General features: G+C 44.4%; 17 protein-coding genes. 7 read left to right on the top strand and 10 right to left on the bottom strand.

Annotated features, from left to right (window positions below):
• Positions 1 to 343: 343 nt before the first annotated feature.
• Entirely contained in the window at positions 344 to 2,518 is a 2,175-nt protein-coding gene (locus CZ794_RS05505) for a hypothetical protein (RefSeq protein WP_087040657.1), read from the top strand.
• Between the two features lie 3 nt (positions 2,519 to 2,521).
• Positions 2,522 to 3,949 (top strand): reverse transcriptase family protein, encoded by a 1,428-nt coding sequence (locus tag CZ794_RS05500; RefSeq protein ID WP_218778306.1) that lies wholly within the window; start codon positions 2,522 to 2,524, stop codon positions 3,947 to 3,949.
• 108 nt (positions 3,950 to 4,057) lie between these two features.
• Here the strand turns inward: CZ794_RS05500 and CZ794_RS05495 are convergent, their stop codons facing one another.
• Positions 4,058 to 4,696: a GDSL-type esterase/lipase family protein gene (locus CZ794_RS05495; RefSeq protein ID WP_087040656.1), complete on the bottom strand. Its 639-nt coding sequence runs from the start codon at positions 4,694 to 4,696 to the stop codon at positions 4,058 to 4,060.
• A 228-nt stretch (positions 4,697 to 4,924) separates the two neighbouring features.
• Between CZ794_RS05495 and CZ794_RS05490 the strand changes: the two genes are divergently transcribed.
• The 3 genes from CZ794_RS05490 (at position 4,925) to CZ794_RS05480 (ending at position 8,822) form a co-directional block, all read left to right on the top strand.
• Positions 4,925 to 7,195 (top strand): circularly permuted type 2 ATP-grasp protein, encoded by a 2,271-nt coding sequence (locus CZ794_RS05490; RefSeq protein ID WP_087040655.1) that lies wholly within the window; start codon positions 4,925 to 4,927, stop codon positions 7,193 to 7,195.
• 66 nt (positions 7,196 to 7,261) lie between these two features.
• Entirely contained in the window at positions 7,262 to 8,047 is a 786-nt protein-coding gene (locus CZ794_RS05485) for a transglutaminase family protein (RefSeq protein ID WP_087040654.1), read from the top strand.
• A gap of 34 nt (positions 8,048 to 8,081) precedes the next feature.
• Complete coding sequence (locus CZ794_RS05480; RefSeq protein ID WP_087040653.1) at positions 8,082 to 8,822, top strand: peptidase; 741 nt, start codon at positions 8,082 to 8,084, stop codon at positions 8,820 to 8,822.
• A 38-nt stretch (positions 8,823 to 8,860) separates the two neighbouring features.
• Here the strand turns inward: CZ794_RS05480 and CZ794_RS05475 are convergent, their stop codons facing one another.
• From CZ794_RS05475 to yghU, 5 genes are all read right to left on the bottom strand, one after another.
• Complete coding sequence (locus CZ794_RS05475; protein WP_087040652.1) at positions 8,861 to 11,428, bottom strand: excinuclease ABC subunit UvrA; 2,568 nt, start codon at positions 11,426 to 11,428, stop codon at positions 8,861 to 8,863.
• A 219-nt stretch (positions 11,429 to 11,647) separates the two neighbouring features.
• Entirely contained in the window at positions 11,648 to 12,892 is a 1,245-nt protein-coding gene (locus CZ794_RS05470; RefSeq protein ID WP_087040692.1) for a DUF819 domain-containing protein, read from the bottom strand.
• 219 nt (positions 12,893 to 13,111) lie between these two features.
• On the bottom strand, positions 13,112 to 14,782 hold the full coding sequence (locus CZ794_RS05465) for a DEAD/DEAH box helicase (RefSeq protein ID WP_087040651.1): 1,671 nt from the start codon (positions 14,780 to 14,782) through the stop codon (positions 13,112 to 13,114).
• A 555-nt stretch (positions 14,783 to 15,337) separates the two neighbouring features.
• A complete protein-coding gene (locus CZ794_RS05460) occupies positions 15,338 to 16,381 on the bottom strand; it encodes a DUF1176 domain-containing protein (RefSeq protein ID WP_256958873.1) in 1,044 nt (347 codons plus the stop codon).
• A gap of 452 nt (positions 16,382 to 16,833) precedes the next feature.
• Entirely contained in the window at positions 16,834 to 17,688 is an 855-nt protein-coding gene (gene yghU / locus CZ794_RS05455) for a glutathione-dependent disulfide-bond oxidoreductase (RefSeq protein WP_087040649.1), read from the bottom strand.
• A 278-nt stretch (positions 17,689 to 17,966) separates the two neighbouring features.
• Between yghU and CZ794_RS05450 the strand changes: the two genes are divergently transcribed.
• Positions 17,967 to 19,343, top strand: a complete 1,377-nt coding sequence (locus tag CZ794_RS05450) for a DHA2 family efflux MFS transporter permease subunit (protein WP_087040648.1) — start codon at positions 17,967 to 17,969, stop codon at positions 19,341 to 19,343.
• Between the two features lie 145 nt (positions 19,344 to 19,488).
• Here the strand turns inward: CZ794_RS05450 and bfr (CZ794_RS05445) are convergent, their stop codons facing one another.
• The 3 genes from bfr (CZ794_RS05445) to CZ794_RS05435 all read right to left on the bottom strand — a co-directional run bounded on the left by bfr (CZ794_RS05445) (position 19,489) and on the right by CZ794_RS05435 (position 21,144).
• On the bottom strand, positions 19,489 to 19,971 hold the full coding sequence (gene bfr / locus CZ794_RS05445) for a bacterioferritin (RefSeq protein WP_087040647.1): 483 nt from the start codon (positions 19,969 to 19,971) through the stop codon (positions 19,489 to 19,491).
• 78 nt (positions 19,972 to 20,049) lie between these two features.
• On the bottom strand, positions 20,050 to 20,538 hold the full coding sequence (bfr, locus tag CZ794_RS05440) for a bacterioferritin (RefSeq protein ID WP_087040646.1): 489 nt from the start codon (positions 20,536 to 20,538) through the stop codon (positions 20,050 to 20,052).
• A gap of 414 nt (positions 20,539 to 20,952) precedes the next feature.
• Positions 20,953 to 21,144: a bacterioferritin-associated ferredoxin gene (locus CZ794_RS05435; protein ID WP_062844608.1), complete on the bottom strand. Its 192-nt coding sequence runs from the start codon at positions 21,142 to 21,144 to the stop codon at positions 20,953 to 20,955.
• 387 nt (positions 21,145 to 21,531) lie between these two features.
• Here CZ794_RS05435 and CZ794_RS05430 point away from each other — a divergent pair, with 387 nt between their 5' ends.
• Complete coding sequence (locus tag CZ794_RS05430; RefSeq protein WP_087040645.1) at positions 21,532 to 21,855, top strand: helix-turn-helix transcriptional regulator; 324 nt, start codon at positions 21,532 to 21,534, stop codon at positions 21,853 to 21,855.
• Positions 21,856 to 22,026: 171 nt separating this feature from the next.
• On the opposite strand, the gene CZ794_RS05425 is transcribed toward CZ794_RS05430, so the two are convergent.
• On the bottom strand, positions 22,027 to 22,749 hold the full coding sequence (locus CZ794_RS05425; protein WP_087040644.1) for a sulfate/molybdate ABC transporter ATP-binding protein: 723 nt from the start codon (positions 22,747 to 22,749) through the stop codon (positions 22,027 to 22,029).
• Positions 22,750 to 22,847 lie beyond the last annotated feature (98 nt).

Below are 22,847 nucleotides of genomic sequence, written 5' to 3'. Positions count from 1 at the left end.
CTAAATGAGCAGTTACTGGCTGCAATAAAGGCTAAAGACGCTGCTGCGCTATATCACTGCGCACAGAATCATCACGCTGAAACTGCCATACGAATACGCGCCATCGAAGCACTCGGACAGTTGCATGACCCCAATATTGGCACGTGGCTGGATGCTTTAATTCAAGCATCTGCTGAGGTTAATTCTGATATTCAAAAACTGGCTTACAAAGTTTTGCGTCGCTGGCAACGCAATATGACGCGCGTTCAGCAAAAACGCCCGCAAGCGCCTAACTTACAGGTGATGAAGGCAACTCATTTAAAGGCCGCAGATACGCAACAAAATCAGGGCGAAGGACAGCATCATGACCAATAATCAAGTAGACAACCCAATTGAGCAAGACGCCTCAGCAATCAGTCAAGATGACACGCCAGCAGGCAATGACAAGACCAATGATGGCCTGATAATGGCGCTAAATTATGCTGCGCCAAGTCATGTCTGCTTATCGGTAGATCAACAATCCACCCACAGCCGACATGTGGCGCTGTTCACACAATTAGAACGTGATGCCGTCAGCTTTCATGGCACGGTAAAAGATCCACTGGTGTTTCGAGATAGCTTACTTGCCTTATTTGACGTGGTCAGCAGCGACTACCGCTACGTGCCAAAAGACCGCGCCGCCTATGCCGTTTTTATGCAAATGCGCCGCGCCAGTCGTCATAAGAACTTATTCTCTGCCCAGCGTGATTACTTCACATGGCTGTTTGACAATGATCCTTTGGCCTTCTGTCTTCTTGACCCTATCATTCAAGTGCACCAAACAGGTGTCAGTTTTGAGGTATTTAGCCGTGATGAAGGCTGCTATGCGCAATTGACCTTGCAGCATGATTTGTTTGAAACGGACGCAGCGCCAGTGCTTGGCACCACCAGTATTGATTACAGTAGCGCCTTATTTGATGGTATTGAGCAAATCCGTGATCATCAAACAACCACCTTAGATATTGGTCAAGAAGCAGTACGTCTACAGCGTTCAGACTTATTAGCGTCGACAGACAATGCTGAGTCCGAAATGGATGCTACGGTAAACGATGATAATAAACATGAAGTCATCGAAAAACGTATCAATGTGCCTAAGAGTTGGATACGCGCATTGTTGCAAGTGCAGTCAGCAGGTCAGCTGGCACACGAACGCATTGATCTTGATCCTATTGCGTTATACAACGTTTTATTTGAGCTGCGTATGCATGCCGACATCAAAGGTAAGCGCCGCGGTTTATTGATTGAGCTGATACCGCAGCAGTTACCAGTGATTATTTTAGAGCCATTTGATATTGCCGTCACCAGCCAAGTCAGTCGCCAGCAAACGCCCTATCAAGGACAAAAAGCCAAGCTCATTCGCTTGTGGGGTCGTCGCCGCCTAAGCTTATTAAAGCGCTTGTTGCCGCATACCGACACCGTCAGTGTGTCGCTCCTTGGACAAGGCATGCCAAGCTACTGGACGCTTACGGGTAAAGGCTTTCATTTTACCTTTGCCATGACAGGCTTTAGCCAAGCAAACTGGTCGCAATCTCTAAATTTTGATTTGCTATTACCCACGCGCCCGCAGCAAAACGCACTAAAGGATGAAAGCCATAACGATGATGTGTTACCGCTGATACAAGCGCTTGCAGAGCAACCAAGCCATATCGATGTCTTAACCGAGCGTTTATCCGCGCTACGTACATCAGATAATTTACTGACAGCTAGTTATGTACGCCAGCAGTTATTATCAGGTGCTCAGCAGGGATTGATTCGTTATGACACGGCCAACCAGTCTTATTATTATCGTCCATTGACGCAGACGCCACTCGATATGGCGCAATTTTCGCATCATAGTGAGGCAGAAAAACAGGCATTTGACTTAGTTGGTCGTAAGGATAGCGTACAAAATCTAAGCGTGCAGACAATAGCGACGCAAGGCGTATCCATCAGCGCCGATATTCATGTCAAAGAAGATCGCCACACTTATCAAAGTCAGTTGCAATTGGGCGAAGATGGCTTGGTCAGTCGCGCCGTGTGCAGCTGTCCGCAGTATTTGCAGCACCGTCTTAGCCAAGGCATCTGCGCGCATCTTATCGCCTTACGCTTAAGCTACCATCGATACGACCACACGCAGACAAACAGCTGGCATGACACGCGCACCCTTAGCAAACGGGTCCCTAAGGTTCAACCAAAAAATAAAGCAAAACCGTCATTTACTAAAGAGACTGCTCAATCAATATTGCCCACCAGTAATATCTTAGATTTATCGACTCTTGCTCAAGGCTTGCCATCAGATGACACACACGCAAAGCCGTCGTCAAATAACCCTACGGCGCATACTGTCCGCTACGTGTATTTGACTTGTGACCACAAAAAATTGTTGATTGAGCAGGTCATCGATGATGACAGTACGCGTCAGCAGTTCGTATTCAATCAACCTGCCGACGCTCATGCCGCATTTTTACAACACATTGCCAGATTTGAAGCCAAAGGCTTTATCGAAAATAAAGGGGTATAACCCATGACCGCACCAAACAATCAGCAAACCGATTACATTAGCTCCGTTCAGACTATGACCTCATCTGAGCGTCAATGGCAACAACTGTGGCAAAACATTGAAGACGCTGGTGGGCGTTATCAGTATATCCAGCAGCAAATGATACAGCACGGGTTTATGGTCGAGCGCAAGCCCATCGATAACATGACGCCAAAAGAGCGCGAACGCTATAAAAAAGCGCTTAAAAAAGAAGCAGCTGAAGAAAAGAACTTTAAAAAAATGGCATGGCAAGCTTACAAAGCACAGCATATTGTCTATTTGGGTCGCCACATTTATTGGTCAGATGACACCAGTATAGACAAATGGGATATCAAAGACGCCAGCAATCGTCTTATTGAAAATAAACTCCCACTCATTAACAAACATACGCAGTTGGCAGACGCTGTCAATCTGAGCGTGCCGCAGCTAAAAGGGCTTTGCTATCAAAGAGAGGTGGCAACCAATATCCCCTACACGCATTTTACGATCAATAAACGTAACGGCACGCCTCGGCAGATATGGTCGCCTATTCCTCGGCTCAAATTTGTCCAGCGCTGGATTTTGGAGAACATTCTAAACAATCTAACGACGCATGGCGCCGCTCATGGCTTTGTTCGTGGTAAATCCATTGTCACCAATGCAGCGGTACACAGTAATAGCGCCCTGCTCATCAAGCTGGATGTCAAAGATTTTTTTCCTAGTGTGCATTGGCGGCGCGTCAAAGGCGTGTTTCGTCACGCAGGCTATCCTGAGCAAATAGCCACCTTATTGGCTTTATTGTGTACAGAATCGCCAAGACAGATGGTGCAGCAAAATGGCAAAACGTATTACGTGGCGCTCAGTGATAGAGCCTTACCACAAGGCGCACCAACCAGTCCTGCTTTGACCAACATTGTCTGTATCAACCTTGACCGCCGCCTGACAGGACTGGCGGATAAAGTAGGTCTGCGCTATAGCCGCTACGCCGATGACTTGACGTTTAGCTTACCAGCCAATTCCACCAGCACCGAGAATGCTGCTCAGCCGTCTGATCATAATCAACTCATTGGGCAGCTATTGGGTTCTGTACATAAGATTTTGCGAGAAGAAGGCTTTATCTTGAATGATGATAAGACGCGCGTCATTCGTATGGGTAATCAGCATACGGTCACTGGTATGGTGGTCAATGGCGAAGGTGTGCCACGTGTACCACGTAAAATAAAGCGTATGCTACGGGCGGCTCTTCACAATCTGGATTCAGGACAGTCTTTACGGGATGGCGAAACCCTTGACACCTTATCAGGATATGCTGCTTGGATTGCCTCAGCAGAGCCTGAATTGGGACAACAGTACTTAGAAAAAATTGAGGCGTTACAAGACCAAGGTAAGCTGTCTAAGACGAGAAGCCAGACAAAATCTGACGTGGTCTTTTAGAAAAATTAAGATCATTCATAGGGATAGGCAATAAAACCAAAAATCCGTTTTGCTTATCCCTATTTTGGTCAAGATACTGTTTAGTCAAAAGATTATTTAGACCAGAGATTATGGTGCCACCCCTTCTTCTTGTAAATAATCATGCAGCCCTTCTGCAAACTGCCGATAGCCTGCAGCATTGGCGTGAATGCGATCAGATTTTAGCGTATTATCCGACAATACCGCAGACCAACCACCTGAATATAACGGTAACTTTTTCGCGTCAGCAATCTCTTCGTATATCGGATTGTCACTGGCCTTACCAAACAGCGCACTGGTGCTAAAGTATGGCTCAGCAATGAGAACAACCTCGATATTCTCAGACTGCAATGTTTTAATAGTGGTATTAATATTGGCGCGCGTGGTCTCAGAGGGAATACGACGTAATACATCATTGCCGCCCACTCCCAGCAGTACCAAGTCAGGATTTTGAGCAGTAATGTCATCGACACGAGCCAGCACATCGGCGGAGGTATCGCCATTGACGCCTGCATTTATCACCTTCCACTGACTCAAATTGGCAAGTACCGTTGGATAAGCTGCATCTAGACTCGCACCATAACCGTAAGTCAGCGAGTCCCCAAGCGCAATTACTGTGCTACCAGCTGGCAAGCTGTTTTGCTGGGAGTCGTCACTACAACCACTCATATTCATCATACCTGCCAATCCCATACTAGCCAGCACCAAAAACTTACCACATATCCTCATGTCTACTCTTTTCCTCTTTTTTATACAAATTGAGTTAAATTTATCAGAATTAGGCTGATATTACTCAAAACCTATTATTTAACTCTTGTTGTATATTGCTCAGTATCCGTTGTATAGTTTATACAGGAGATAGACTACCTGTTGGGCGTCATACAAGCGCTCTGCTGTTTAGCACAAACAGTGTATTCATCATAAAGTATAACTTTACCAAGGATACGTGAGGTATTTATGAATCAAAAGTCATCTCAGCTTCAGAGTCAAACCACCAGCTCTGCGGACAAACCCCCAAAAAGCATACCGAAAAAACCGCAAAGTTTTGATGAGTTGCAAAACGGCAAAGGACAGTATCGATTGGTAGCAAGTTCTGTCGGCAATTGGCTGGACAGCACCAGTATTGATGCGTTGAATCACCTTAACGAGCAAGCTGCCGATATATTTTATCGTAAAGGGGTGACCTTTACGGTCTATAGCGATGCGAAAAACATCGAGCGCATGATCCCCTTTGATATCATTCCGCGTATCATTGCTGCCAGTGAGTGGCGTCAAATAGAAGCAGGCTGTAAGCAGCGTATTACGGCTCTCAATGCATTTTTGCATGACATTTATCATGACCAAGCGATTATGAAAGCTGGTATTGTACCTGCCAGCTACGTCTATGCCAGTGGTTGCTACGAGCCATGGATGATAGGCATTGAGCTGGATAAGCCCATCTACTCACATATCAGCGGTATTGATCTTATTCGAGATGAGTCAGGTCGGTTTTGTGTATTAGAGGACAATCTACGTACCCCATCTGGGGTCTCGTATATGCTTGAGAGCCGAAAGATATCCGAGACACTATTGTCTGATCAATTTTCCCAAAGCTCTATTTTGGGCGTTAGTGACTATCCGCAGCGCCTAAAATCTTGTCTTGCCAGCTCAACCAGCAAATACGATCCACAGATAGCCATCTTAACGCCAGGACGTTTTAACAGTGCTTATTATGAGCATGCTTTTTTGGCGCACGAAATGAATGTCCCGCTCGTACATGGCTATGATTTGATTGTCGAAGACAGCAAGGTCTACATGCAAGGCATTCGTGGCAAAGTACAGGTCGATATTATTTATCGCCGCATTGACGATCCTTATATTGATCCACTGGCGTTTCGTTCAGATTCTATTTTGGGTGTGTCAGGATTGATGAGTGCCTACCGCGCAGGCAACGTGGTCATTGTCAACGCTCCAGGGACAGGTGTGGCCGATGACAAGAGCTTGTATCCTTTTGTACCAGATATGATTAAGTTTTATTTGGGCGAAGAGCCTATCCTACCTAATATCGAGACATACCAGTGCCGTAAACCTGATGAACTCAAATACGTACTGGATAATTTGGATAAGCTGGTTGTCAAAGAAACCCAAGGTTCTGGTGGCTATGGCATGCTTATTGGCCCCACCTCTACCAAGCAAGAAATCAGTGATTACCGTCAGCGTCTTTTAGACAATCCGGCTGGATTTATCGCTCAGCCCACAATTTCACTCTCCACCAACCCTACTGCGGTCAGTGACGGGATTGCACCGCGTCATATCGACTTGCGTCCCTTTATTCTCAGTCATGGTGATGGCTCTGTAGATATTGTACCTGGCGGATTAACGCGAGTGGCCATGGTTGAAGGCTCTTTGGTAGTCAATTCGTCGCAAGGCGGCGGCATCAAAGACACGTGGATTATTGATGACAGCAACTTGACATCATCATCTAGGCAAATCATCAAAAAACCAGACAACCAACTGGATAAACAGTCGTTAGAGGCCATCACAGCAAGTCATTCACATTATCATGATCCTGTGCAGCCGCTTGAAGCAGGCTACGAGAATCCTGACAATGCACCAATGATATTGCTGTTATCTACTGCCAATCATTTGGTGTGGCTCGGTCGCTACAGTGAGCGCCTGTATTATTATGACAACATTATCAAACAGTTGGTAAAAGGCAATATTAAAAAAACACAATTGCAGCACCTGATTAATCATTTGGGTTTCAACGTTGATCCAAATCAGCCGCTAAAGTCGATGAAAACTCAGATGCTGAGTGACTTGGAGCAAGACAAAATACCCAATATTGTTCAATCTATTGAGACCAATGTACAAGAAGCCAAGGGTGTCATTGGTAAAGATACCGCTGAGCTATACAACCTGATTAAACGACTGTCGAGCGCGGGCACGTACCGAGCGGCGACGTTACAACTACACGCCTGTAATGCTGCCATGGCGCAAGAGCACCCTATCGTGACATGCTTTTGGCAATTGGGCCGGCATTTTGAACAACTGGAGCGTACGGTATTTCTCAATGAAGACTCAGTTAATATCAGCCTTGAATTCAAGCACTGGATCAATAAACTGCCAGAAAACACACGCTGGCGTGAGCTGATTCGTCTAACCAATCAGATGATCAAGTCGCAACAGCTCAGTGACTTTCAGCTCTTGAGTCAAGAATGTAACACGATATTGCAGCAAGGGGTCTAATGCCTCATCACTTAATGACAAAGCATTAAGTACGAAATAATAAGAAAAGACTATGAGGAACATACCATGAAACTTCAAATCAGTCACCAAACCAACTATTACTACGATGAGTTGGCCCATCGAAGTGTGCAATATATTCGCATGACGCCCATGCAGCTGCCGCATCAAGTCATTCATCAGTGGAACGTCATGCTACCCAAGGTCGCCACCAGTCAAAAAGATGGGTTTGGCAACGATTGGCTGACGCTTAGCCGTAATGAGGCGCACAACAATCTACAAATGCAGGCGTCGGGTATTGTTGAGATTAACACGAGTACAGAGCGATTAGAGGATATGGACCATGTCCCCTATCTGTTATTTACCGTACAAAGCCCTTTGACAGCGTGCTCGGACAACATGCGGGCGTTTGCGGCCCCTTATTTAAAAACGCTGACCCATGACAATTTAAAGGTGATGGCAGCTGAGCTACTCACAAAAGTCCCTTATATCAAAAATATCACTCATGTCGGCACAACGGCTGCCGAAGCTTTTGATATTGGCGCTGGCGTGTGCCAAGACCATACCCATATCTTTTTAGGATGCTTACGAGATCAGCAGATTCCAGCGCGCTATGTATCAGGCTATCTCTATGATGACACTGAGAATCATATGGCCAGTCATGCATGGGCAGAGGTGTGGCTAGATGGCTACTGGTACACCTTTGATATCTCAAACCAGTTGTTCCAGCCAAGCTCTCATGTGTATGTTGCCATTGGTCGAGATTACCTAGATGCAGCGCCTGTACGCGGTGTGAGAATGGGCGGTGGTTACGAAAATCTTTACAGTCAGGTACTGGTTTCAAGATTATCATGAAGTATTTTTTACGATTGTCTTCAAAGGATCCGTTATGACTTATTGTGCTGCCATTCGTCTCAAAGAAGGGATGATTTTTGCCAGTGATACTCGCACCAATGCAGGGGTTGATCACATCTCAACCTTTAGAAAACTGTACCAATACGGCGTTGAAGGCGAGCGTTTCATGATACTGCAAACTGCGGGTAGTTTGGCGACCTCACAGGCTGTGTTTAATAAACTTCAAAGCGATATTAACTCACGTGCAGAGGGTAGCTTAAACACTGTCCCATCGCTGTTCGATGGGGCGCAAATGGTTGGCGAATGTATGCGTAACGTCATGGCAAACGCGCAACGAGTGGCCAATGATAACAATAGTCGCACGTTTACCAGCTCATTTTTATTGGGCGGTCAAATAAAGGGCCAGCCGCCTGAGCTATATATGATCTACCCTGAAGGCAACTGTATTAGAGCCACAAGAGACACGCCATTTTTTCAGTTGGGTGAGAGCAAGTATGGTAAGCCGATTCTGGATCGTTCGGTCAGATATGACACCAACGTCAATCATGCAGCTCAAGCGTTGATGTTGTCTTTTGACTCAACGCTACACTCTAACTTGTCTGTCGGCATGCCCATTGATTTTGTGATTTATGAAAATGACAGTCTCATGCTACCAAAAGGCCGCCGTATCGAAGAAGACGATGAGTATTTTAAGACCATCAGTCGCCAGTGGTCAGCAGCCCTGCGCAATACCTTGATTGAATTGCCTGAATGTCCGAACGATTATTGGGGTTAGATTTTTCGCACTATCAAAGCTTGTTCAAAGAATATTCATTACACCAATAAAAATGGGGCGGTACGACTGTCTTCTGATTGGGTAACGTCACTTGGCGTGCCCTGAGCGACAATTAGCCCGCCCGCATCACCAGCCCCTGGCCCCATATCAATAATCCAATCGCTATTGCTGGCCACTTGCATATCATGCTCAACCATGATGACCGTGTTGCCAGCATCGACGAGATCATTTAACTGCGTCATTAGCATGGACACATCAGCGGGATGTAGACCAGTGGTAGGTTCATCTAATATGTATAAGGTATCGCCTCGCTGTATACGTTGCAATTCAGTGGCAAGCTTGATGCGCTGTGCCTCCCCGCCTGATAGCTCCGTGGCTGGCTGACCCAAACGTAAGTAGCCAAGCCCAACTTGTAAGAGCGCATCCAATGCCCGCAAGATAGGCGTTTCATCAACAAAAAACTCATAAGCCGCCTCTACAGTTAAGTCCAGTACCTCAGCGATATTTTTATCTCGATACGTGATGGCAAGTGTTTCTTTATCATAGCGCTGTCCATGACATACCTGACAAGGTGCATAAACGCTTGGTAAAAATAGCAGCTCTACACTGACAAAACCCAAACCTTCACAATTTGGACAGCGGCCTTTTGTTGTATTAAATGAGAAACGTCCAGCGCCATAGCCATGTGCCTTTGCGTGCTTGGTGGCGGAAAATAGCTTACGTACGTCATCGAACAATCCTGTATAAGTTGCTAGGTTTGAGCGCGGGGTACGTCCGATTGCTTTTTGATTAATATTGATAAGACGACGGATATGCGCCATGCCAGCTTTGATTTCGCCGCCTGTTGCCGATTCAAGCTCTTGCTCAAGCAAATCTGCCTCACCTACAGGGGCTTCTGTAACCGTTTTTTGTCCCAGTGCTTCACTGACAAGCTCAACCAACGCTTGGCTGACGAGGCTCGACTTACCTGAGCCTGATACCCCAGTGACACTCGTCATCACCCCAAGTGGAAACGCAACGTCTAAACCTGTGATGTTGTTACGCTCAATATTTGCAAGCTTAAGCCATGCTGTTGGCTCTCTGGTATCAGATTTAGACTGAGCGTTAGAGGTTGTATCAGCAAAAAGGTAGCGCCCCGTATGCGACTGTGCAACATCACGCAGGCCATTTACCGGCCCACTATAAACAATCTCGCCACCATGCGTGCCAGCTTGTGGCCCGACATCGACTATCCAATCGGCATGCCGAATGACACTCACGTCATGCTCAACGACAAACACTGAATTACCAGACGCGATGAGCTCATCTAGTGCTCCTAGCAGCGCTTGCGTATCGGCTGGATGCAGCCCTGCGGATGGCTCATCTAGCACATAAACCACGCTAAAAAGCTGTGAGCGAATTTGGGTCGCTAATCGCAATCGTTGGAGCTCGCCAGGCGATAGCGTTGGCGTGGTACGCTCAAGCGACAGATAGCCCAGACCAAGCCTTGTTAGTGCCTCAATACGAGAAAGAATATCACTGGAAATACGCTGGGCAACGATGGCTTTTTCACGGTTTGGTGTGTCATCAGCCACTTTGGTGTGTGCTGTTTTCTCAAGTTTGATGGCCATATCCGTCAATGTGAGCTGCGACAGCTCACCAATGTCCAATCCAGCAAACTTGACGGACAGCGATTCTTTTTTTAATTTTTTGCCATGACATTCTGGACACTCAGATATCTGCATAAATTGTGAGACGCGTTTTTTGGTGCGCGGACTTTGAGTGGTGGCAAAGGAATGTAAGATAAAATTCTTAGCACTGGTAAACGTGCCCATGTAGTTTGGCTTCTCGCCTTTTTCGATGGCCTCACGTGTCTGCTCAATATTGTATTCAGGATAAACGGGTACTGTTGGTGTCTCATCCGTAAACAAAATCCAATCGCGGGTCTCTTTTGGCAGGGTGTGCCAAGGCTTATCGATATCATAACCCAGCGTTGTTAATATACGACTCAGGTTTTGACCTTGCCATGCGGGTGGCCATGCGGCAATTGCGCGTTCGCGAATGGTCTTGGTATTATCTGGTACAAGCAGCTCTTCAGTGACCTCGAACACACGGCCAATCCCCGAACATCTCGGGCAAGCACCATCTGGCGTATTGGGAGAAAACGCATCGGCATAGAGCAGCTCTTGGGCGGCTGGGTACTCTCCGGCTCGGGAATACAACATGCGCAGACCATTGGATATTGTGGTGACACTACCGACAGATGAGCGTACCGAGGGTGTGCCGCGCTGCTGCTGTAATGCCACCGCTGGTGGTAACCCCTCGATGGTATCAACATCGGGTTCATCAACCTGATCAATAAGCCGTCTGGCATAAGGCGAGACCGAATCAAGATAGCGACGTTGTGACTCAGCAAATAAGGTCCCAAATGCCAAGGAGGATTTCCCCGAGCCTGATATGCCTGTAAAGACCACCAGTGCATCACGCGGTAAATCCACATCGACGTTTTTTAGGTTATGAACGCGCGCGCCTCTGATTTGGATGCTATCCTGATTGGAGTGATGGAGAATGTGTTTCGCAGGGATGGTCTTATCTGATTTTTCTTCTAAAATTTTGGAGTTCGCCATGGCGCTATTGTTCCTACCGAATGTGTGGTTATTTTTATAATTGGCAGAAATATTAACACGGGCACATGTGATGAGTTGATAGAGCTTACGTATTAGCAGCATAGACAGACAAAACGATAACTTAATCTACTCACTCATAAATAACAAAGAACCTGCATTCATGCAGGTTCTTTGATTGGTAAAGGAGAGACTGTCGTTGTAAGTATGATAACGTCAGTGCTACCCCACAACCAACCGCATCATTTGGGTACTGATATAACCACCAAACGTCCCTACCGCATAACCAAGAATACCCAAAAACACCCCAACAGGTGCAAGCGACGGATGAAAAGCCGTCGCGACGATCGGTGCCGACGATGCGCCGCCCGTATTAGCATTAGAACCAACCGCCAAAAAGAAAAATGGCGCACGGATAAGCCTTGCGACAGCAAAGATAATCACAACATGGATACTCATCCATAAAAAGCCGATGAGCAACAGACGCCACTGCGAGACAATACCCGCCAAATTAATCTGCATACCAATGGCGGCAATCAACACGAAGATAAATACGGTACCCATTTTGGACGCGCCCACGTGGTCAAGACGTCGGATTTTGGTAAAAGAAAAGATAACGCCGATTAAGGTAATAATCACCACCATCCAAAAGAACGAGCTGGCAAAACTATATTGCACTGCCCATTTGTATGGGGCAAAAAAGTCAGCAACTTGTCCACCAACAAAATGCGCGACTCCAACCATGGCAAAGCATAATCCAAACATCACCATCAAATCATTCAAAGTAGCAGGCCGCGCATGGTCACGCTCATAACTTTCGACAGCTGTAATGACTTTATCAATACTGCTGGTATCTGCTTTTAAAAAGCGGTCTATTTTTTCGCTATGTTTCGCCATGACTAAGATTGCGAGTAGCCACAATGAGGCATTGGTCGCATCGACCAAGATCATCATGCCAAACAAATCATCGCTGACGCCAAACAGCTCCTTCATCGCCGCTTGGTTGGCGGCGCCGCCAATCCAACTGCCTGCCACAGCGGAAAATCCGCGCCATAACGTATCATCGACAAACATGTCAGGTGACACCCATTTGGCGATTCCTAAACTAATAGGACCACTGATAATAATGGCGATACTGGCGGCAAAGAACATCGCAATGGCTTTCCAGCCCAAGCCAAGGATTTTAGGCACATCCATTGATAGAGTCATTAATAATAAACTTGCAGGCAACAGATAAGTGGCTGTGAAGCCATAAATCTGCGAACCAACTCCGTCAGCGAACACCCCTAAGCTGTTTAATGTGGCGGGTATAAAACAGCACAGAACAATACCTGGTAATACCGCATAAAATCGTCGCCAAAACTTGCCGGGTAAGCCTTGGGTATAAAATACTAGGCCAATGATTGCCATAATGATACCAAACGCTAATGGCAGGCTATCAATTGCTAAATCTGAGAAAGCGGGCATCAAATAGCTCCAAAGCATACGATAAAAGCCTGCCAGTATAGACAAGGCAAAAAAAACGCGCAAGCCACTATCTTGTACTTGCCACTCAAAATAGTTGATCTCACACGGATGAGTAGACACAAAAAAGCCAGATAACACGTATCTGGCTTTTTTTATTAGCTTTACCGTTAACTTAGTCGCTTTTATAAAAGCCTTCGTTAACCATAAATAATCGTATTATTACGAGTTTTTACCACGGTTGCCGCCGTTTGGACGACCTTGACCACGGCTATCAGAACGACCTGCTGGGCGACCTTGGCTGCCACTTGGACGACCGCGACCAGTTGCTGCACGCTCACCACGTGGAACGCCAGTGCTATCACCGCGGCTTGGGCCACCAGTACGCTTACCTTGATAAGGCTTGCCACCTGAACGCTCATTCGGCTTACCAGACGTGTCACGTGGTTTGCCTTGATAACCGCTGTCATTGCTGGCGCGTTGGCTGGTTGCTGCGCTGTCGCTTGAACGACCACGGCCTTGACCGCCACCACTAGATTTGCCCGCATAGCCACCGCTCGAGCGACCACGGCCTTGACCACCGCCGTTAGAGCGTCCGCGACCACGGCCACGACCATTACCTTTGTTTTCGCTAGGCACGTATGTTTTCTTAGGCTCCATACCTTCGATAACACAGACTTCCATTTTGCGATCTAAATAACGGTTGATAGCGTTCAACTGTGGACGATCATCCATGCTACATAGGCTGATTGCGATACCAGTACGACCAGCACGGCCACAACGACCGATACGATGGACGTAATCTTCAGTCTGACGTGGCAAGTCATAGTTAATAACGTGTGAAATTGCTGGTATGTCTAAACCACGAGCCGCAACGTCAGTCGCTACTAGGATTTTAACTTTACCGTTACGCAAGTCTTGAACGATACGGTTACGCTTGCTTTGTGGCAAATCGCCATGTAGGAAGCTGGCTTTATGGCCCGCTTCTTGTAGCTGTTTAGCCAGTTTTTCAGTGCTACGTTTGGTGGCAGCAAAGATAATGATCTGTTCCATATCTTGTTGGCAAACAATTTTGTCAAGCAAACGGTTCTTATGATCAAAATCATCACAGTAGTACACTTTTTCTTCGATGTGTGCAGATTCTACTTTGATTGATACACGCTCAGGGTTCTTAGTGAAGCTGGCAGCGATTTTACCGACTGGGCCATCCCAAGTTGCTGAACACATGATCGTTTGACGATCGATTGGCGCTGCACGAAGGATATCACTGATGTCATCAGCAAAACCCATGTCTAGCATACGGTCAGCTTCGTCAAGTACCAATACTTCTAGGTTTGATAGATCAACACGGCCTGCATTGATATGGTCAAGCAAACGACCAGGCGTCGCAACGATTACTTGAACGCCTTTTTTCAAAGCCGTGATCTGACCGTTGTATGGTGCGCCGCCAACAAGTGGTACACAAAATAGACCGCGCATGTCTTTAGAATACGTACGGACGCTATCATGTACTTGCTGAGCAAGTTCACGCGTTGGCGTTAGGATAAGGGCTTTGGTTAGTTTGTCAAAGCTGGTTGCACGGCTCAAACGATCAAGTACTGGGATGACGAATGCCGCCGTTTTACCACTACCTGTTTGCGCTGACAACAATAGGTCACGACCTTCTAGAGCAAAAGGAATGGCTTGTTCTTGAATAGGAGTTGGGTTGGTGTAACCACTGCGATCAAGGGCCGTAAGAATTGGTTTGGCAATGCCAAGATCGGTAAAGGTGACTTTATTTTCTTCAGCAGCGTCAGTAGTAGCCGCTTGAGTATTAGTGTCAGTATTTGCAGTAGTATTGTTGCTTTCGATGATGCCGTTTTCAGCAGCGATTGTAGATAAGATATCAGTCATGAGAATCCTTGGTAAGTATAAGTTGCTGTAAATTCAGCAATCTTGATGCATACCACTGATAACCGTTCATCACGCAGCTTTTATTAACCTATCATCGCAGCACATAAAAGTGCCGATAATAAGAAACGAAGCCAATAAAGCCTCGATAATAAATGCATTTGTGCTGTCTGACGTATTTTGGTGGTAGTGCCGAGTGTCTCATCCTTGTTTGATATAGACGTATTATTGATGCTTTGTCCAAAGCAGATAACCGCATATAACAACCAATTTGACCCCTCTTTACAGGTCAGTAGATAAGATATGAGTCAAAAATAACGATTATTTATATAAAGTGTTATTTAAGTACACAAAATCATCGGCAACAATTACTTATGGTCATCCTAGACCCAAAATCGCAGGCGATGTTATCAATCTCATAATTCACGAAAGCCTAAGCTTGCGTGGCGACGCAGTATATCACATTAAAAAATTATTTGTAGCTGTTTTTTTGATTAGTGTAGAAACAGTTGCCATATTGCCGTTTCCACACGCTATTAGGACGTCTATCAGTTACTATCATTGAACTGCTCTGACTTCAGTCACGTAGGTGGGTAACTCCCACGCACCGCCAGCTTCAATCAAACGACATAGCCCAGTGGTACTTTCATAACTTTTTGCAAATGATTTGCCCGTCCATATCCAATCACTTTTGGCTAAACAATCACCGATACCTCGCCCTCTTTGCACTGAGGTTATTTTGCCATCATCATAACCGGTGGCACTAGTAGTGACTAAGGTCGGATTATAAGGTTTACTATCATTCATTACCCACACGCCTGTACCGACATTATAGGCTCCTCGCCAGCATTCATGCTGTACCAATAATTGCGAGCCATTCAAACGATTGATACGCCATAGCGACTTATCTGATAGATTTGGGCAATCACTATCCGCATCTTTTATTGTACCCTTCATAATGGCTGCTAGCTGAGAAGAGCGCATGCCAAATTTTTTATTGTCGTTAGAAACCGCTTTGGGATTAGGCATTACAAAGCTTAATTTTGGAGCAGCCTTCGGGGCGATTACATTACTATTGGGTTTAGACGTACCATCACGATCAATAAAGGCGCTTGCCGTCCCTACTCGACCTTGGACTTCGTCTGCCTTCAACATAACGGCGCTAGCACCTTTATCAGAAAGCTGCCAACGTGAATTACGCAGTACCAGCTCGATTTTGCTGGATTTGGTTAACGCATCTAATAATGCACTTACTTGTGTTTCAGTCAACTCAGCGTTACCTGCAGTGGTTGAAAAAGTCTTGGTTTCGCCATAGTTTCTATCGTTAATAAACAAAGAAATACGATGGCGATCACCCAATTGCATGAGTGCCTTGGATGAGCTTTCTTTAGCGCCTCCAAGCTTCACTTTGCCCTCTACGCTGGCATTCGCACCTGCGCGGCGCACAAGTAACACAGAAACAGGCAGCTCACTATTATTCTCAGCTTGATAACCTGCTAGCCTGCAAGTCATGGTGTTGTCGCAGGCAACCTGCCAGTCTTGGTTGGCAAACTCAACACCTGCATGCGCCATAGTGGCATTACTAAGCAAAGCTGCGCTCATGGCAACGACCACAGGAGTAAGCCTGTGGTTTTTTATCCCCAATGAAGCCATCTTTTTTATTATATTGGATTTGATTGTAGAATAAGTCATATAGTACGACCTTAAGCATTTATTGGCATATATCAATTGATATTTTTAAAACCATACCAAAATTTTTGATAAAATTAAGCGATGAATAAGGATTAAAGACAACCACTTGATCATCCTAGCTCACATCATTTTTTACTTATAAACTGGTGATAAACATCTGTCTGTCAGAATATTACTTACCTATCTTAACGCACCAGTGTTTCTGTTTGTTATTATAATGTAATTTTTCGTAAAAATACGATTTTATAATCATCATAATATGCTTATACCTAAATATAATATATTAAATGTCACTAAGGCCGATAAGTAGAATACTTATCGGCCTTAGTGACATTGCAGTGATCAATCAGTGATCAATTTATTTAATCAATTGGCGTTAATGCCAAATCAACCGCACGTTGCACCGCAGGGCGCTCGGCGATTTTTTGTGCCCAACGCTTCACATGTTTATAGTCATCTACTTGCAAGAATTCTGCGGCCTCATAAAGCTTACCCAGTACCAGCTGACCATACCATGCCCAAATAATCATATCCGCAATGTTGTAATCGTCTTCATTATTGCCGCACATGTACTCATTGTCTTTCAGATGCGTGTCAAGCACATCAAGCTGACGCTTTACTTCCATCGTATAGCGATTGATGGGGTATTCTAACGGCTCAGGTGCATAAGCATAGAAATGACCAAAACCGCCACCTAAGAAAGGTGCGCTACCCATTTGCCACATGATCCAAGACAAACAATCTGCACGCGCCTTACCTGCTGATACAGGAATAAACTTACCAAATTTTTCTGCCAAATACATTAAAATCGCACCTGACTCAAAGACTGCGATAGGCTCGCTGCCGTCACCGCCTGAGTGATCGACTAAGGCTGGAATCTTTGAGTTGGGATTGATTGCCACAAACCCTGAGCCGAACTGATCGCCTTTAGAGATATCAATCTTATAAGCATCATATTCAGCGCCTTTTACACCAATCTCTGCCAGCTCCTCCAATAATATATTTGCCTTTACCCCATTGGGGGTATTCAACGAGTATAGTTGTAACGGAGCATCGCCTACTGGTAGCTCTTTGTCATAGCGAGCGCCAGACGTTGGACGATTGATGCTCGCAAACTTACCACCATTTTCTTTGTCTTGTACCCAAACCTTTGGAGGTACATAAGTATTGGTTTGTTCAGTAGCATGATTGTTTGAATTATTGTTGTCCTGACTCATAACATATCCTCAATTTATTTTTTTTGGTGTATCTCTATAATGGATGTTCACTATAACGAGAATTCACCCTTATATTAAAGTCCTCTCTTGTAAGCAATGTTATCGTACCTTGTTTTAGCGTTTTTTTGCCTCAATTGGGAATCGTTACCTTGAGTCACTTTTATTCTCAGTACGTCTTTCTTATACTACTTGGCTTATATGCTGACTCACCATTTATTGGTAAGTGGTAAACAACACTATTTGTCCGTTTTCATGACAGAATATTTAACGAGATTTACATGGTAACGCTCACCCCAATACAAGATAAGTATCTGCCTTATGTACTAGCAGTAGCGTTATTTATGCAAATATTAGACGCCACTATACTAAATACCTCACTACCGCAAATGGCGCAAGCACTGGGTGAATCACCCTTAAAAATGCAGTGGGCAGTCATCAGTTATGCATTGACCTTGGCCATATTTATCCCCCTCAGTGGCTTTTTGGCTGATAAATATGGAACTCGCTGCGTATTTTTATCTGCAATCATTATATTTTGTATTGGCTCACTATTGTGCGCCGCCTCGCCAACGTTGAATCTTTTGGTTGCTTCGCGGGTTATTCAAGCCATCGGTGGCGCAATGATGACACCGGTTGCTCGTCTCATATTGGTCAAATCTTACCCACGCAATAAGCTACTAACGGTCATGAATTTTGCGGTCATACCAGCATTGGTTGCGCCATTGGTAGGACCGATTTTGGGTGGTTATATTGTGCAATATGCCAGCTGGCATTGGATATTTTTGATTAATATACCAATGGGAATAGCGGGTTTTGTGATGGGGAAAAAACTGGTTCCTGCGTTATTTGAGGATACCAAACGTCTTGATTGGTCAGGGTTTTTACTCTTTGCGGCAGCGGCTTGCGGGTTTACGTTGGCCGTAGAATTCGGCTCACAAACAGGACATGGACTTTATGGTCTGCTCTTTAGTCTTGGCGCAAGCCTATTGATAGGCGCTTATATTTGGCATGCCAAACGTCAATCTGCCTCGTTGTTCCCGCTAGCCTTGTTCGATGTTCGTACGTTTCGGACAGGCATCATTGGTAACTTATTTACACGGCTTGGTATTAGTGCCGTTCCTTTCTTGTTGCCATTACTATTGCAAGTCGTTTTTGAATACTCACCATCGCAGGCAGGCTGGCTGCTGGCTCCTATCGCTGTAGGCGCCATCGGTATTAAACCGTTTGTGAGTAAGATCATTCAGCGTTATAGCTACCGTAAAGTCTTGGTCTACAATACCTCTATCATGGGTTGTCTCATACTCGTTTTGACACAGTTCAGTGATGCTTCACAATGGCTTTGGTTTATTCCTATCTTAACCATTATGGGCGCCTGTAACTCTTTACAGTTTAGTGCCATGAATACGATTACCATTGGTGACCTACAAGGCACGCAGACCAGTAGTGGCAACAGTTTGATGGCAGTCAACCAGCAGTTGGCCATTAGTTTCGGTATTGCTTTTGGGGCAGCTGTGCTAAACATATTACGTGAGCGTATGCAGATGGATACGCTCACCGCGTTCCAGATTACGTTTTTTGTGATGGGGGTTCTAACTATCTTATCAGGAATGGTCTTTATGCGCTTGAAACCTGAAGATGGTCGTGGTTTGTACTGATGGGTGGAAAGTGAGTATTGGTATTGATTGCCATAATATTGATTAAATATCAGACATAAAAATGCCAGCATGCGAATTGGCACAAACCAAAACTCATGCTGGCATTTGATATGGCGTTGTCACCAATCACCAATAAGTTCGACGCTTAGAGCGTATCGTCATCATTGATCTGTGATTGAATGTATCGTTCTACGCCCATACTTTGGATTAAGTCTTCTTGCGTCTCAAGCCAATCTTCATATTCCTCATTACCATCTTTTAAAATGGTTAATAATTGACGAGAAACATAATCGGCTTTTGATTCACACAATTCGATGGCATCAGTAATAATAGCAAATTTTTGCTTTTCTAAACGCAAATTGCAATCGATCAGCTCTGGCACATCTTCGCCAATAAACATCTTACCGTAATCTTGCAAATTGGGTAAGCCACCTAATAATAAAATACGTGCAATCAGATCATCTGACCATTTCATCTCAGCGATAGATTGTTTGTAAAAATTTTCGTTAAGCGCTTCTAAGCCCCAATGGCGAGCGATACGTGCATGCAAAAAATACTGATTGATAGCAATAAGCGATTGTCCCAGTACCTTGTTTAAAGCACGAATAACCTCTTTGTCCCCTTTCATAACCTCTCTCCCTACTTATTTATTATTTTGTCTGACCCTATTGGCCAGTTTTTATGACGATTCATATCTGCTGTGATATTAAATAAGATTGGGAGTGACTTCAGCCATTTGGCTTTGGAGGTAATTTGGCAGACCAATCATGTCGATAAGACGCAACTGCTGCTCTAGCCAATGAGCATGATCTTCTTCAGTGTCTTTTAACTGCTCAACAAGCATCTCACGCGTGACGTAATCTCGCTCTTCTTCACACAATGCAATCCCGTCTTTTAAGTGCTTCTGCACTTGATACTCTAAATCAAGATCCAGTTGTAGCATCTCAGGGACAGTGGATCCAATATTGATGGTGTCCACGGTCATTTTTGGCGTACCGCTGAGCATCAATATACGGCGAATAATGGCTTGCGCGTGTAAGGTCTCATCTTCCATCTCATGATGGATACGGTCGTACAGCTTGCCATAATGCCACTCAGCATACATCTCTGAATGTATAAAATACTGGTCACGAGCAGCGAGTTCACCACCTAATAAAAAATTTAAATAATCTATGACTTTTTGGCTACCTATCATAATCCATACTCCTCTATGTATATTTATACATTACCGTATACCTAAAACTCATCACGTCTTAATAGCAATGCCAGTAAAAATCAGATGCAATAATATGCTCTGTTACTTTATGCAAATATAGTAACATACAGGCGCTATATGACATGTAATATTGTGAACTAAGAATAAGATGCTAGTTGAGAATCATAATTAGCTAGCGTTTGTAGAGATGACAGCTGTGTATCACGTTTAAAAAACATGAGTAAAAGGACAACTGCTCTTTGACAGGCAATATAGAAAAGTGCCAGTAATATTATAATGACTCTATATTACGTATTTACTAAGGATAAAAGCTTAAGATTAAATGTACTGTATTTTATTGTATAACAGTACATTTAACATGTTTGAAATAGAAAACTTTTAGGTTAATTATATTTAGACAGCATAGGCTAAGATATCTAATTTTGCATGGTGTTCATCTAGATAATCATTAACCATCGGCTCACAGCAGCCGCAACAGGTTGCAACGTCAAGCGTATCTTTTAGACCTTCAAGAGTATCAATACCTGAAGCAATAGCAGCTTTGATTTGTTTTTCTTTTACGTCATTACAGATACATACGTACATACACCAGCTCTCCTAAATACCACTGTTCGGTAACTACTTTACGGCTTATAAATACTGAGCATTTATGATGAGGCTTGTAGATAAACAGTTTCTCATCTCATTCATTCTATAAATCCACTACTTAATAAAACTCTGCGTAGCGGTTTAAGTATAATAACGATAATTATTATCATTTGCAATAGTATTTTACAATTGAGTGCGCAAAAAAATAGTCTTCTATTACAGTCAGTTAACTGGTGTGGATTAATATGGTTACTACTGTAACAAAACAAGATAAAAGGTAGTAAATTAACGACGAACTGTAATTTAGCTTATCTTTTCATCGATTTTGCTGATAACTGCTGTTATATTGAAGGCCTATTAACCTAGCCTTATTGGAACCATGCTATGTCTGATAATAATTTTACAATACGACCTATTGAGTTGTTTAAAGTCTTATCTGATCCGACACGCTTAAAAATATTTCAAATATTATTTCGCAAAGAAGCACGCTGTGTGGGTGAGTTGGTTGATATATTAGATCAGCCGCAGCCAACCATTTCTCGTCATTTAAACCATTTAAAAAAGCTGGGTATTTTGAGCTGTGTTCGTGATGGTACTTGGATGTGGTATGAGGTTGCTGATGATTTGCCAGAGTGGTGTGAGGATATTCTGGAGATTACCTACAAGCAAATATTAACCAAAGACATTGAGATGTCAGAACCTGCTTAGATAGCAGATGGATACCGCGCGACTGGCTTTTAACCATGATTAAAGGCAATAAAAAAGACCCATTTAAGATAGGTCTTTTTTATTGCCTTTGAGAAGCTCATCATATCCATACAATCAGTATAGAGCATACTTACAATGTTATAAGAGAATCATTTTATTTAAAATAGCATTTTATACAAGATCTAAGAAGTCACTGATGAAAGCATTGGCAGGCTTGTGTATCAACTCTTCCGACGTGCCCACCTGCTCTACCCGTCCTTGGTTCATGACTACAATCTCATCAGATACCGCACGTGCTTCTTCTTGATCATGAGTAACCATGATACTAGTGATACCCAGCTCATGATGAATGTTTTTGAGCCAAGTGCGGAGCTCTTTACGGACTTTGGCATCAAGTGCGCCAAATGGCTCATCAAGTAATAGCAGCTTTGGCTTGACGGCAAGTGCTCGTGCCAGTGCAATCCGTTGACGCTGTCCACCTGATAGTTGGTGCGGATAAGCATTGGCAACTTGGGGTAGCTGTACCAAATCCAACAATTCTACGACACGCTTATTGATCTCAGCTTTACTGGGTCGCTCGTTTTTTGGCAATAGTGTCAATCCAAATGCCACGTTATCAGCGATGTTTTTATGTCGAAACAGCGCATAGTGCTGGAACATAAAACCAATGTGACGTTTTTGCACAGGAGTATTGGTGACATCCAAATCATCAAATAATATTTGTCCAGAGTCCGCATACTCCAAACCTGCAATAATACGCAGCAACGTGGTCTTACCGCAACCTGATGGCCCAAGCAGCGTGGTCAGCTTACCCGTTGGCACGGTGATATTGATGTCGTCTAAAGCAACGAAATCACCAAATTTTTTATTAACGTTACGAATCTCGATACTCATAATAATATCTCTTATTGTCTCTTTTGGCGTATCGTGTCAGTGTATCTGGGCGACACTCAATGTCTCAATTATTAAAGGTTTAAGTCACATCACCGACT

Origin of the sequence: Psychrobacter sp. JB385, from assembly GCF_900163785.1 — a bacterium.
Classification (GTDB): domain Bacteria; phylum Pseudomonadota; class Gammaproteobacteria; order Pseudomonadales; family Moraxellaceae; genus Psychrobacter.
Note: the sequence above shows the minus strand (reverse complement) of the source record. Positions and strands in the feature narration are given on the sequence as shown.